Here is a 14,129-nt window from a genome sequence, read left to right on the forward strand (position 1 = left end):
TTATTCCCCCATTTTCGATTCCACATGATAACAAATGAAATTCCGCTTGTTTTCTAATGACTTTTCACTACTTACTCTGCTTCACCAACAACAGTAAAACGTTCGTTTATATGCTGTGGATTTTCAATTTCGTCTAAAACTGCAATTGCGTAATCCGCATAACTTATATAACTCTCCCCTTTTGAATTTACAAGAAGATGATCTTTTCCTGACTTATAAGAGCCAGTTCTTTTTCCTTCCGCATCAAATATGGCGGAAGGACTCATAAATGTCCATGTAATATCAGTTGTTGTCTGTAATTCTTGTAAATTCCGCCCTTGACCTTTTGCCGTTGGTTTCACGAAATCTGGAAATTCAGGTGTATCAATTAGCTGAACAGTTTTATTTTTATCGACATAAAGACTTCCAGCACCACCGACAATGATCCCTTTTGTCTTAGTTTCTTTTAAAGCCTCGATTAAAGCATGTCCAGCATCCACATGTGCTTGCTCTTCTCCAAGTGGAGCACCAAAGGCATTTACAACTACTTCAAACTGCTTAACATCATCTTGTGTAAGTTCTAATATATTTTTTTCAATCACCACAACATTTGTTTCATTAAGTTTTGCCTTATCCCTTACGATAGCTGTTACTTGATGTCCCCTACTAACTGCTTCTTTTAAAATAAGACTACCTACTTTTCCACTTGCACCAATAATTCCAATTTTCATTTTATAGTTCTCCCCCAATGATAAATTCATTTGTAATCAACATCATTACATGTAATCACCTTTATTACATGTAATCATTATAGTTACATGATGAATAGCTGTCAACATTACATAAAAATATTTTCTTATTATCATTAACTTTTTCAGTTATAATAAACTTGTAATCGAATGAATTACATGATGAATATAATTAATTTTTTTCTCATAAAAAAGTAAAGAAGGTGACTGAAGATGTCCATCAGCAGCAGATTTGCCGTTGGAATTCATATATTAACTCTAATTGAAATGAATAAAGATGGAGTAAGTTCATCTGAAGTTTTAGCAGGAAGTGTTAATACGAATCCAGCTGTAATCAGAAAAATTATGGGGATGCTTAAAAAAGCAGGATTGATAAAAGTACAACCTGGTATTGCAGGAGCAGAACTCGCTAAGGACTTATCTGATATTACATTGCTTGACGTTTATAAAGCGGTTAATGTTGTCAAGGACAAAGAACTGTTTAGCATCCACGAAACAAACCCTGATTGTACCATCGGAAGGAATATTCAAAGCTCAATTGAACCTCTCTTTTTTAGTGCTCAAACCGCACTGGAGAAGGTTTTCGAAAATGTGACCATTGAAGATGTAGTAAAGGATATTAGTGAAAAAGAAAAATTAAACGGCTAGATATTAGTAATTAGTTTAAGACATTCTTCTGTTAGGAATGTCTTTTTATGTTACCAAACCTTGTTATAAACTACGGCTTACCTGAGTTTAACCTGCCCCCTTAGCTCGACAAGTCTTCCTCCATTAAATGGCCCTTTAGTGGAGGAACTTTATTGCTATTCAATAGTTCCTTAATCCACCTTTCAGTTCAGATCTTCTTTTCACTATAAAAATATTCCTGTAGATAAATAGATTCAAAGGGACAAAAACATCGCGTCTTTTTTATAAACACAGTGACTTTATTTAAAGGCGACATTAAAAATATTTTCTAAATCCTAGAAGTATAAGTTTGCCGCAAAAAAAGAACCGTAAGCTTGCCGTTTCAGCAAAATCATGGTTCTTTTCACACATGTGACTTCAACCATATAAATACTAAAAATCAACCATAAGCCTTCCAATCCTTAGAGAATCAAGGATTGGAAGGCTTAATTCAAAGTCTAAAGACTGTAAGTAAGTCTAATACATACGAGTTTTGTCAGCAACATATACTTAATAATTAATACTCGGTGCATATTTATAGTTGATTTAAATACTTTATGAAAATATATGATTTATCAAAAACAGATATTTCTTCTATAACTCAATAAAAAGGGCGCTATTATGTAATTTATCATATAAATCTTTATTAAGAATCTGAAACATAAATATTCGCGTCCAAAAATAATGCATATCTTTTATTCCTGGATTCTTATGAGTAGTACGATTATGAATACCATTTTCGAGAAAGTATTTTGTAATATACCCCATTGTTTCCATACCAAAAACTTTCTTAATATCACTTATATCTTCTCTATTTAATTTCCCAAAACATTGTTCCTCCTTATAAAAAGAAATGAAATGCCTACCTTTATAATTAAGAGATAATAATAAACATAATTGGTTAATAATAATCTCTTGTGCATTTCTTTCATGGATACTAAGGCATTCAATACTTTTAGGAACAACGTTACTTAATTTATAACCACAATGATGACAAAAATCGATACTTAATTTAACTGATAATACTGGATTTTTTCTACTGCACCCAGGACAGCGCGTTTCTAAAAGACACTTATGAACATTACAAATTTTAACAAACTCTAAATTCCATAGTAATCTATCATAAACCAACGCTAAACTACTTTCATCTTCCTCAAAGCAACTTGGGCACCATACCCTGTACTTCTTCACATCCCTGCCATATATATACTCAGGAAAAAGGTACAAAGAAAGGAAGGCAATATCAAATCTCTTGGTTAACTTACCTAGTGCTGCGGTTATTTCCTGATTATAAAGCATTTTCCCTCGATTAAAATAATCTGATTGAAAAGAGATTGGTTTACTCACTAACCTTTGCTTATATATATACGTAAAAAGTGCCCTTATCCTAATGTGATGTACCTTACATAAACGCATAATAAAACTGGTCAAACTCTCAACATTAGCTGTCCCTATGCCTATAGGATCAAGGTTATAGAAAGAACTCCTACTTTTAAAATATTCATGCTGTATTAACATCGAAATTAACCTCCAACAGCATCTCTTTTAGGCTTTCGTTCTCCCACTTTCCTATTGTTCTTATTTTTTCCTTCATTATATATAGTTTTAATTTCTGGATTATGGTGAATATCCTCATCTTCCTCCTTAAGTAGTAAATTCATCACATCATCACTACTCTTGTTTGTAGCATTTACACTGGCTTCTCCGTTGATTGCCTCGTTAGCTAATTTATAAGCTTGATTCGGTGTCAACGCAAATTCTTTAAAATCCTCAATTTTCAACTCCTGTATATGAGGATTTTCAAGTAACTTATATTCTAATGTTGTTGAAACTAAATCCTTTAGGATTCCTATACATCCAACGCTAACTTGATAAAAATACTGCCAATGCTCCTTTAAATTAGGCTCTATAGCTATCGGAATATGTTTTTGTAGATTCCAAAGGGTTTTAATAAATATTTCTTGTTCTTGTCGTTTCTTTATATCATACCGTCTAAAGTGTATATCTAATCCACGTCTTGATAATTGTCCCTGTGAATCTCGAAAATCTAAAAGTTCATATGTTCCAAATAAAACATGTGGGGTTTCTGTTGTAGAAGCTAAAGATTTTATCATATTCATTTGATTATTCGAGGATCTTGCAGATGAATTAAATGTAATATGTTGGGCCTCGTCAATGAAGAAGGCTAGCGTTTCCCTATGCTTAAGTGCCTTTTCTAATGAACTCCTTAAATTACGATTTACATCTTTTTTATTAATTTCCATACCGAAATCTACATCCTTTTTATGATTAACTAATGGCTCATTTAAAGCTAATAAACACCTAATATAATGATCTCTCCAATCATAATAACCTTTATCCGGTGCTCTCGCTTCTATTCCTGTTATCGGAATAAATCCTGGATCTTCTGTTATCCGTCCCATTAATGCATCAATAATTCGCTTTGCTACTTTCCTAATCAAAGTAGACTTCCCTACCCCACTTGGTCCGTAAACCAAAAAAATACTTTTCATTGAAGGGTTCATGATTCTCTGAAATAAAGTATTATAGGCCACTATAAAAAATGGGTGTGCAACAGTAAAATCATTGAAGTAATTAACACGTTCAGCTAATGGTTTCTCAAGTAACTCTATCGGAAACTCTCTACTCATTTATTCACAACCCTTCATATGATTCAAATTCTACATTTAAAATATCAAGATCATTCTTAGCAAGCCTTTCTTCTTGGTTATTAACAACTAACCTGATGTTCTCACTTGTAAGTACCTTTTCTACTTTCGGTTCTTGTTCAACTTCTTCTGATTTACTCTTTCCACCTTCTATAACATAAAGATTTCTCATTGCTCTATCTTTAAGACGTTGTGATAACAATAATTCTTCACTTTCAATTGAATTTAAAAACTCAGCTAGCATTTTAATAGTAATATCTTGTTTTTTCTCACTTAGTACTGTTCTTCGCTTTAATTCTTCGAAAGCAATATTAACTTCTTTTTCCGAGCGATTTTTAAAAATATTAAATTTCTCCGATTCCAGCTCAATCCATCTATTATTAATGAATGCATATGCAATTCCCATATTAAAAGGGTCGTATCTAACAAAGACCTGACTATTTTCAATCAAACCGTTTCTTAAAACAGGTGACCAATAATAAATTCTATTAATCTTTACGCCATACCCTGGCAATACCTTTGCTGTACCTTTTTTTGTTGTTGGTAGCGTTAAAGTCTTAAAAGTTTCATCATATGCTACTCTTACTATTTCTCTCGCTCCACTAGTTTTAACACTTTGTTCATACATATCATGTGGGGATATACCTAATCCAGTATGTTCAGTCTGATCATAAATCTCATATGTCCATTTGTTTAATACTCTAACAAAATCCTCCAACGTCCAAATTGATGTATTTTTAGGATTTATTTCTTTAACAACTTGTCTTACATTTTTCATAATTTGTGTATTGCCCATCAAATTATTAATGAACATTTCATTTGTTGTTCCAAACAACCTTTCAATAACATTTCCAAATCTTGCTTTTGCAGCTGGTCGTCTAAATTTCACACAACGATTTCTAGTAAGTAGCGTTTCAAAATATACGCTTTCGAATTCTTTTCCCCCATCTACCACAATCGTACTTGGGAACCGCGAATATCTCTTAACACATTCCCTTAAAACCATCATACAACTGCGATAGCTCGGTGGATCATATGAAATATACGTTGCCAATACCCTTCTGGAAAAGGCATCTACTAAAAACGTTGCCCAAGGTCTTCCAAGATTTCTATCTGTTACTGAACATCTTAATTCTATATCCAGTTCAGTATGGTCTAAATGACAGATTTCAAAAATTCTATCTCCGTGCCTTGGAGTATCTGGCCATAATTCATGAAAAAATTCTCCAAATGCATAGGCTGCTTTTGGGCCTTTTCGTTTCTTCACTTGATCATAACGTGGTGTTTCTTTCACTTTCTTTGTAAACGTATAATAACTCGATGGATCATAACCTTTATCCATACAAGCTTGGCAAAATTGTAAATAAACCTTCTTCATGCTAGATTGCCTTATATTTTCATATTTCTCCTTGATATACGTTTCCATTAATACTTGCACATCATCATCAATTCGCTGGGTTCTATTACCCTTTTTATACTCCTCAGACAATAAACCAACATAACCAGATCCATACTTTTTCTCTGCTGACCTGTATTTCCTTATCCAATTCCATATCGTCCTTTCCGATATGGACTCTTCTCCTGTATATTCCTTACCATTAAGATAAGGCTGAATCGTAGTAAATCTTTCATTCGCTCTTTCGAGTTCTAAAGGGCTTGCTCTTTTAATAACTTCTAACTCTTTATTATCAAAATCATTTCTCGATATCCCTTTTATTTTTCCTTCTTTTAATAAATATTCAAATGTAGCTATTGGGACTTCTATCGTTTCTTTTTCATCATTAATTAGAACTATGGATGTATTACCCGCATTTAAAATATCCCAAATAACTCCATCCCAAATGATTTTTTCACCTGAACTAACTTTGAAAGAAACACTCATTTCAGAGCTAAATACTGATGTAGATAAAGTCATATTACTTAAAGCATCCTTATATTCTTTACTGATGTATAACCTTGCAGAAAGTTCTGGAATCGATTCATCCTCGATATCCATATAAAAATCGCCCAAGATAAATGCAATATATAGGTTATCCACCTGAAAATCTTTAATTTTTTCCAATAACTCTCTAATAGTGATCCCCGGATTTTCACTAATCACTTTACATATGTAGTCTTTCTTTTCCTTTTCAATACTGAGATTTCCTTTTAAAAGATAATCTTCTAGAAATTTAATATTTCGGACGTAATTCATATTTAAATCCTTTGAAATTTTCACTCTAAAAGAAAGCCCATAATTTTCTGCATATTGTTCAGCAGGAGGACATCTCCATAACCCCTTTTCATCTAATTGATATCTTTCTGGATATTGAATAGACAACTTTATTATTTCATCTTCGGTTTTCCATTCTTCCCATCCTATCCAATCTTCACTAATTACAAAGAAATCGGCAGTATAAAGATGTGCTCTATTTCTCTCATTAATTTGATACGATATTTTAAACGAAGGAGGTTGATCATAATACTCTTGAACACTTTTGTCATGCTCTTTCTCAAAAATTGCTGGAAGTTCAAGAGTTTTACTTTCAAATTGAATGGACAGACCCATCTTTTTACTTGGGTACGTACCTACAACATTTTGTCCATTACTTCTTACACGCCGAGCCGGTTCTGAATCACGAATTCTTTTTATATAGGCTATTGTTTTATCTTCCAATCCTTTTGATTTTAGAAAAGTCTCAATATCCTTAATCAATTAGTTCATCATCTCCTTAAAAATATCTAGCCAATTAAAATTTAAACTAACTAACCTAATTTAATGCTCTCTTTTTCTTTTAATGAATTCCATTTTTGCTGTAATAAGCTCTCTTGAAGTACTCCCTCACCAATTATTTTTTCCATCTTCCTTCTACTTGGATATTCATTTTTTCTAATCAATTGATAGAAAACTTCTTCTACTTCTCTTAACTTCTCTACATCTCTACGATCTTTCATATATTTTAAATGCTTATTATAAATTCCCTTTATCTCACTACATTCTTTTGGATACCGCCGAGAAAGTAATTTCCGATCACATCCAAGCTTCCCTGCTATTTCACTTATTGATAACGGTAATTTATCCGTTATCACAAGATTCAAGTAGTCATTAATCTCCTGATGATTGTGCCTTTTTCTTTCTTTGCTATCAGTTGTTCTTACTATAGGATTCTTTATTACTTTTGATTTATAGTTCACTTCTTTATTATTTAAAAATTCAGATAAATTTATACGTAAAAATCCACAAATTTTTATTAATGATTTAATCTCAGGTAGACTCCCTCCACTAAGCCAAGTAGCTATTGTCGACAAAGGAATATTTAATTCTCCAGCCATTCTAGAACTTTTCCCTTCAAAACACTCATTAATATAATAATTAATTGCACCGATTACATGCTCTCTGTTTTTCTGTTCTCTATAAGTATTATTCTGAGCTACGATATCTTCTATAATATCAATTGAAGCATGATTTTCGTATATTGGCTGAGCACCATTATTTAATATTACTCCTAACCATTTTTCACAGATAAAGCAACAACCAGGCATAGACTTCCTAGTCAAAATTGGATTCGTTTTATTACAAAAAGGGCATCTAAATGATAAATAACAATTATGCTTAGTACAAATATTTACCATCTCAAAACTCCAAATTAGGCGTTCATATGGTATTCCTTGATTCGATATATCATCCTCATAGCACGAAGAACACCAGGCCCTTTGTTTTTTTAATAACCCCCTGGAAGGTAAAACACTTAACCAACTTAATAATGTTGTCGCGCTTAAATCTTTTCTACATGTTAACTTTTCAAAAGCAACTATAAAATTTCCCGCAAGATTTCCTATACCATTCAATCCACTTGAAGATTTATAAATACCTTCTCCACCCTTGATTGCCTGATTCACTAAATATCTCTTATCCAGCATAGGTGTAATTATCTTTGCCATTAAATCACCCGTGCTTATTGAATGTTGAATAGCTAAACGTGAAATATAACCACTAAACGACTCAACATAAGGTGTACCTATACCAATAGGTTCTAGATTATACACTTTACTTCTTGCAAAATCAGCATATATTTGATCAAACATAACAAACATCTCCCATATTTAAATTAAAATTCATTTTTAACAAGAATGAATTTTTTAATACAAATTTCTAAATAAAAAAGCCTCAAAAACAATAGTTTTTGAGGCTCACTAAATTATACATATAAACGTTTTAATACTTCTTTCATTTCAGGGTTAATATTAATGATTGAACGAACTTCTTTTGCTTTTTGTTCAGCTTCTTCCACAGTAGAAGCCTGACCTAATTCCAACAAAATTCCTGTTGCAACTGTACCTGTACGGTTACGTCCACCTGAGCAATGGAAATATACTGTCTTACCTTGTTCCACAGCTTCTTTTACAGCTCCTATCGCATTTTTTACTGACTCGTCTTGCCCTTCTACACCTTCTACAATTGGACAAACATGGCGGTTAGCTTCGATTGGAAATCCTTCCGGTTCTTGGCCTCCTGCACGTAAATCAAACACTTCTGTAATACCCTGTTTTTCTACTGCTTCTTGTATAGCATCAACGCCACCAATATATATTTTTCCTTTAACTAGTTCGTGATAGTTAGTCATGTTTGTTAGTCTCCTTAATCAATATCAATATTTAACAACAACTAGATCCGCCACTCATAACAAGGCCGGCACCTTGTTGGTCTTCTACATAATCTAAAATAAGAGTGTTTACTATATCTACTACTTGCGGGTCAATAGCAACCTCAATACCATTTACTGTTTCTTTCACATCATTTTCTTGTGCTTCTGCTAAATTAACATTGTAACTTGGGCCACAACATCCAGAACCATCAAATGCAAATCTTAATGTTGAAACACCGTTTTCTTTCATAATATTTTCGATAAACTCTTTTGCTTTGTCTGTAATATTCATTTCTACTTCTTCCTCCCCAGCATTAATATAACTAATTGAAAACTTCTTTTTATTTAATTAAAGCTTTAAGTTTCTCATATCCCAAAATATCCTCAGGCTGCCATGGGATAATAACACAGTTACTATCTGATTCTCGTTGAACTGCTTCAATCCATTTCACTTCAGATTGTGCTCTTCCTTTTAATACAGGATCACTTGTATCTGTGGCATAAAAACTTTGATTTATAACCCACCATTTTGGATTAATATCCGCACGCTTTAAATCTTCTTGTAAACGACTTGCCTCATGCACTGGTGTAGCCTCCGCTAGCGTTACAATGACAACACTTGTTTCTTCTGGATTACGAAGACGTGGTAACAAGTTTTTTACAGACTGTGGTACTTCACCAGAAGATCTTGCGATTTCTTTATGATACGTTTGTGTAGCATCTAATAACAACAACGTATGACCTGTTGGTGCTGTATCAATTACTACAATTTCATCATTCGCTCTCTCAACAATATCTGCTAAAGCCCTAAATACCGCAATTTCTTCCGTACAAGGAGAACGTAAGTCTTCTTCTAAATACTCCAAACCTTCTTCATCTACCATCTCTTGCGCCTGTTCTATAACTTCTTTACGGTAATTTTCAACTTCTACTTTTGGATCAATGCGACTAATTGTAATGTTTCTTTGTTCATCATGTAAAACATAATCAATATGTGCCGCTGGATCAGTTGTAGTTAAATGTACACGATGTCCCTTTTCAGCAAGACCAACTGCAATGGTTGAGGCTATAGTTGTTTTTCCTACTCCACCTTTACCCATTGTAAAAATAACTCTCTTCCCTGTCTCAGAAAAGTCTTTAATCAAATTTTGAAGAGCAGGTAAATTAATTTCTTTTTGTTCTTCATCTAAGATTGAAAGGTTCTCTATTGGCTGAACCAATTTCCTCATATTCTCTATCCCAGTAACATTGAATGGCACTAATGGAACTTCATATGTTGGAAGCTCTTTTAACTCTTCTTCCATATTTTCTAATGCGCCCGATTGCCTTGTAAACAATGCCTTAGAGATACTATCGTTAGGCATATGATTCATGAGAATCCCATTAACAATTAAATATTGATTACTAACCCCAATCTGCCTTAACTCCTTAGCTGCTCTTTCTGCTTCTTGTAACGGTGAACTATCAGGACGTGTAACAAGTAACAATGTTGTCTGCTTCGAGTTAGATAAAGCCTCAACAGTTTGACTATACAACTCTTTTTTATCGCCCAGTCCTGCTAATGGACCTAAACAAGATGCACCATGTGTGCTTTCTTCTAAGAATCCACTCCAAGCTGTTGGAAGCTGAAGAAGGCGTAGTGTATGGCCTGTTGGTGCTGTATCAAAGATTATGTGATCAAAATTTGTTGTTAATTCTTTATTTGTAAGTAATGTTGAAAACTCATCAAAAGCTGCAATTTCGACTGTACAAGCCCCTGATAATTGTTCTTCCATTGTAGCGATAACTGCATCAGGTAATTTTCCCCTATAAGGACCCACAACACGTTCTTTATATTCGTTCGCTGCCATTTCTGGATTAAGGTTTGCTACCTGCAAATTAGGAACATTAGGAATTACTCTCGGCTTGTTAGTTAACTCTATTTCAAATACGTCTTGTAAATTAGATGCTGGATCTGTACTAATTAACAAAACACGTTTACCCATATCTGCTAACGTAATAGCCGTCGCACATGCAGTAGATGTTTTCCCTACACCACCTTTACCGGTGAAGAATAGAAACGGTGTAAAGGTCATTGTACTTGGATTATATAGGTTTGCCATTGCCGTTCACTTCTTTCTTTATTTTTTTACATTTAGATTTAAACGCACCCTTGGCTTCTGGCTCAATTCTTCTTCTGTCAAATTCGTTAGCTCTGCTAATTCTTCATTTGAAAGATGCTCTTTTTCTTTTACTACCTTTCCATCGACTAAAGTAACAGGTAATACATCTGCTCCTTTATCCGTTAATAACTGGTTAATAAGACTGTTCGTTACAAAAGCATCCGGTTCACTGGCAAGATTAAAACGACTTACATCTATCCCTTTATTCTTTAAATTATTAACTGCTACTGAAATACGGATTAACTCAGGATCAACACTTGGTCCACATACTCCTGTAGAACAACACATTGCAGGATCAAAAATTTCAATCTTTTTCATCTTTGATTTCTTCCCTTCTTTAAAAAATAAGCCGAGAAAAAATTCTCGGCTATTTTATATACTTGTTAATTATTCACCTGTCTCAGCGAACTTCTTAATACGTGCACCAATTTCATCACGTACACGTTGGAATACAGCCCACTCTTGACCAGCTGGATCTTCAAATCCCCAGTGAACACGTGTTACGTGTGGTGGAGTTGTTGGACATACATCATTCGCATGACCACAAAGTGTTACAACTAAATCAGCGCTATCTAAAATATCACGGCTAATGATATCAGATGTTTGATCCGTAATATCAATATCCACCTCATTCATTGCTTTAATTGCATTTGGATTTACTCCATGTGCCTCAATACCAGCAGAATATACATTCCATTTGTCACCTAAATATTTTTTACCCCAAGCTTCTGCCATTTGGCTACGACAAGAGTTTCCTGTGCATAAGAAATAAATTGTTTTTTTGTTTTCCATAGTAATTTCCACCTTTAGTATGAATAATTATTTTAATTGTGTTTGAAAGTATTTACGTCGGAACCAAAACGCTACATTTACTAAGGCAATCATAACTGGTACTTCTACTAAAGGACCGATAACTGCTGCAAACGCTGCGCCAGAATGAATTCCAAATACACCTACTGCTACAGCAATAGCTAATTCAAAGTTGTTACTTCCAGCTGTAAAAGCTAATGTTGTCGATACTCCATAACTTGCACCAACCTTTTTCCCCATGTAGAAAGAGACAAAGAACATTAATACAAAGTAAATAAGTAATGGAATCGCAATACGTACAACATCAAATGGGACACTAACAATGGCTTCCCCTTTTAATGAGAACATCATGATAATTGTAAATAACAATGCAATTAATGTAATTGGGCTGATTTTTGGAATGAATACTTTTTCATACCACTCTCGACCTTTGGCTTTTACAAAGATTAAGCGTGTTAATATTCCAGCGATAAACGGGATTCCTAAATAAATGAAGACCGATTGCGCAACTTCTCCCATTGTAATATCTACAACAGCACCTTCAATTCCAAGCCATTCTGGAATTACAGTTACAAATACATACGCATATACTGAGAAAAATAACATTTGGAATACAGAGTTAAAAGCAACTAAACCTGCCGCATACTCTGAATCACCTTCTGCTAGATCATTCCAAACAATAACCATTGCAATACAGCGTGCTAAGCCTATCAGGATTAAGCCCACCATATATTCAGGCTTATCTGGCAAGAATATAACAGCCAAAGCAAACATCAAAACAGGACCAATAATCCAGTTTTGCACTAGTGATAGCACCAATACTTTTACGTCTTTAAATACACGCCCCATCTCTTCATAACGAACTTTTGCAAGTGGTGGGTACATCATTAAAATTAAACCAATAGCAAGTGGGATAGAAGTTGTTCCTACCTGTAAACTGTTCAGTCCATCAACAAATCCAGGAGATAGATAACCCAGTCCAATTCCTACTGCCATCGCAAGAAAAATCCAAAGGGTTAGATACCTATCTAGAAAGGATAGACGCTTTTTTCCTATGTTGCTCATTCTTCTCACTTTCCCTTCTAAATTATTTATTAACAACCACACTTAAGTGTAGGATTGCTCTTTTCAATTTGTTGGATTTTCTCTACTTGATCTGGCACATGCTCTAAAATGTCTTCCAGAAGTGTATATAAATCACTTCCATGATTTAAAGAATAGTAAATCCATTGTCCTCTACGTTCCTCCTGGACTAAGCCTAAATCCTTTAATTTACGAAGATGTTGGCTGATAGAAGGTTGACTCATATCAAAGACTTCAAGGAGTTCACAGACACAACATTCACGGTGTTTTAGAATAGACACAATTGTTAATCGTGTTTTATCTCCTAGTAACTTCAATAATTGTGACGCTCTCGTTAATTCTGTAACTGTTTTTTGCATTTTTACACCTACCCCTTATAATGATATAAGTATGTACTTATATGTCGGATAAAAAAATAAACGTTGAACATAGCAACTCACCAAATAAGTATATAACTAAGTACTTATATATTCAACTAAAATAATAATTATTTATAGAACTTTTACTCTTATATCCTTCAATCGAAATTTAGGCTAACTACTCTTCTTATTTCTATCTAAAATAATGTAGATAGTAAATGCAATTGGTCCCGTTAAAAAGACAAAAAGTAACCATATTAAGAAATGCTGTTTGCTAATTTTCTCTTTTTGATATTCATTCACAATATACATACACAATAGAAAAATTAGAACATATATACCCAAGATAAATAATTGATCTACCAGAACTATCCCCCACTTCATACTATAATAAGTTTTTTAAAGTTAACTATTAACATAATCGTACTATAAATTAACATCTATATAACCCCTGATAGCCTAAGATAAAGAATTGTCTATTCTGTCATTAGCAATTTTTCCATAATCATAACATCTATATGCTTGCCATCCATTACTCCTTGTTTTTCAAATACACCTACTTCACGATATCCCATTTTATGATACAATCCTTGACCTAGATTATTGAAAGGAAAAGTAAACAAAACAAATTTATAAAATTCATTTTGTACCCCTATCCTTTCTAAAGAAGTAAGTAGCTTTTGTCCTACCCCTTTGCCTCGATATTCTCTTTTTATATAGATAGATACTTCTCCTACCCCCCGATAAGCACTCCGTTGATTATATGGATTAATTGAAGCCCAACCAACAACCTGAGCATTCTCTACTATTACAATTACTGAATACCTTTCTTCTCTCTTAAATAGCTTTTCTTTGATATAAATATCTGTCTTTGTATCTGTTTCTAAAGTTGCAATCCGATCCTCAATACCCTCATTGTAGATAGCCGTAACTTCTTGAATATCTTGTTCAGTAGCATACCTAATCTCCATAGCCTATCTCCCATCGGTTTAATTATTAACACCAATGTCCCCATGCCCCTAAATCC

The 14,129-nt window shown here is 33.6% G+C and carries 14 protein-coding genes; 1 reads left to right on the forward strand and 13 read right to left on the reverse strand.

Annotation, left to right across the window (positions count from 1 at the left end):
• Positions 1 to 71: 71 nt before the first annotated feature.
• Complete coding sequence (locus tag IEV41_RS16685) at positions 72 to 710, reverse strand: NAD(P)-dependent oxidoreductase (protein WP_188389640.1); 639 nt, start codon at positions 708 to 710, stop codon at positions 72 to 74.
• A 231-nt stretch (positions 711 to 941) separates the two neighbouring features.
• On the opposite strand from IEV41_RS16685, the gene IEV41_RS16690 reads away from it, so the two are divergent.
• Complete coding sequence (locus IEV41_RS16690; protein ID WP_188389641.1) at positions 942 to 1,376, forward strand: Rrf2 family transcriptional regulator; 435 nt, start codon at positions 942 to 944, stop codon at positions 1,374 to 1,376.
• 612 nt (positions 1,377 to 1,988) lie between these two features.
• Here IEV41_RS16690 and IEV41_RS16695 read toward each other — a convergent pair.
• The 12 genes from IEV41_RS16695 to IEV41_RS16755 all read right to left on the reverse strand — a co-directional run bounded on the left by IEV41_RS16695 (position 1,989) and on the right by IEV41_RS16755 (position 14,073).
• Positions 1,989 to 2,912 carry a TniQ family protein gene (locus IEV41_RS16695; RefSeq protein WP_188389642.1) on the reverse strand — a complete coding sequence of 308 codons (924 nt, stop codon included), beginning with the start codon at positions 2,910 to 2,912 and terminating at the stop codon, positions 1,989 to 1,991.
• A gap of 5 nt (positions 2,913 to 2,917) precedes the next feature.
• Positions 2,918 to 4,045, reverse strand: coding sequence for an ATP-binding protein (locus tag IEV41_RS16700; protein WP_188389643.1), 1,128 nt, complete (start codon positions 4,043 to 4,045; stop codon positions 2,918 to 2,920).
• A gap of 4 nt (positions 4,046 to 4,049) precedes the next feature.
• Entirely contained in the window at positions 4,050 to 6,758 is a 2,709-nt protein-coding gene (locus tag IEV41_RS16705; RefSeq protein WP_229722277.1) for a TnsB C-terminal domain-containing protein, read from the reverse strand.
• Between the two features lie 50 nt (positions 6,759 to 6,808).
• Positions 6,809 to 8,128, reverse strand: a complete 1,320-nt coding sequence (locus IEV41_RS16715; RefSeq protein ID WP_229722278.1) for a TniQ family protein — start codon at positions 8,126 to 8,128, stop codon at positions 6,809 to 6,811.
• Positions 8,129 to 8,241: 113 nt separating this feature from the next.
• On the reverse strand, positions 8,242 to 8,667 hold the full coding sequence (locus IEV41_RS16720; RefSeq protein WP_188389644.1) for a protein-tyrosine phosphatase family protein: 426 nt from the start codon (positions 8,665 to 8,667) through the stop codon (positions 8,242 to 8,244).
• Between the two features lie 31 nt (positions 8,668 to 8,698).
• The gene (locus IEV41_RS16725; RefSeq protein ID WP_188389645.1) at positions 8,699 to 8,980 is read right to left on the reverse strand and encodes a HesB/IscA family protein; all 282 of its coding nucleotides are present in this window, start codon (positions 8,978 to 8,980) and stop codon (positions 8,699 to 8,701) included.
• 49 nt (positions 8,981 to 9,029) lie between these two features.
• Positions 9,030 to 10,790 (reverse strand): arsenical pump-driving ATPase, encoded by a 1,761-nt coding sequence (gene arsA / locus IEV41_RS16730; protein ID WP_188389646.1) that lies wholly within the window; start codon positions 10,788 to 10,790, stop codon positions 9,030 to 9,032.
• 18 nt (positions 10,791 to 10,808) lie between these two features.
• Complete coding sequence (gene arsD, locus IEV41_RS16735) at positions 10,809 to 11,168, reverse strand: arsenite efflux transporter metallochaperone ArsD (protein ID WP_188389647.1); 360 nt, start codon at positions 11,166 to 11,168, stop codon at positions 10,809 to 10,811.
• Positions 11,169 to 11,237: 69 nt separating this feature from the next.
• Entirely contained in the window at positions 11,238 to 11,642 is a 405-nt protein-coding gene (gene arsC / locus IEV41_RS16740) for an arsenate reductase (thioredoxin) (protein WP_188389648.1), read from the reverse strand.
• Between the two features lie 27 nt (positions 11,643 to 11,669).
• On the reverse strand, positions 11,670 to 12,725 hold the full coding sequence (arsB, locus tag IEV41_RS16745) for an ACR3 family arsenite efflux transporter (RefSeq protein WP_188389649.1): 1,056 nt from the start codon (positions 12,723 to 12,725) through the stop codon (positions 11,670 to 11,672).
• 29 nt (positions 12,726 to 12,754) lie between these two features.
• Positions 12,755 to 13,102: an ArsR/SmtB family transcription factor gene (locus IEV41_RS16750; RefSeq protein ID WP_188389650.1), complete on the reverse strand. Its 348-nt coding sequence runs from the start codon at positions 13,100 to 13,102 to the stop codon at positions 12,755 to 12,757.
• A 476-nt stretch (positions 13,103 to 13,578) separates the two neighbouring features.
• Positions 13,579 to 14,073, reverse strand: a complete 495-nt coding sequence (locus IEV41_RS16755; RefSeq protein WP_188389651.1) for an arsinothricin resistance N-acetyltransferase ArsN1 family A — start codon at positions 14,071 to 14,073, stop codon at positions 13,579 to 13,581.
• Positions 14,074 to 14,129: the final 56 nt, after the last annotated feature.

Origin of the sequence: Priestia taiwanensis, from assembly GCF_014638355.1 — a bacterium.
Taxonomy (GTDB): Bacteria; Bacillota; Bacilli; order Bacillales; family Bacillaceae_G; genus Priestia_D; species Priestia_D taiwanensis.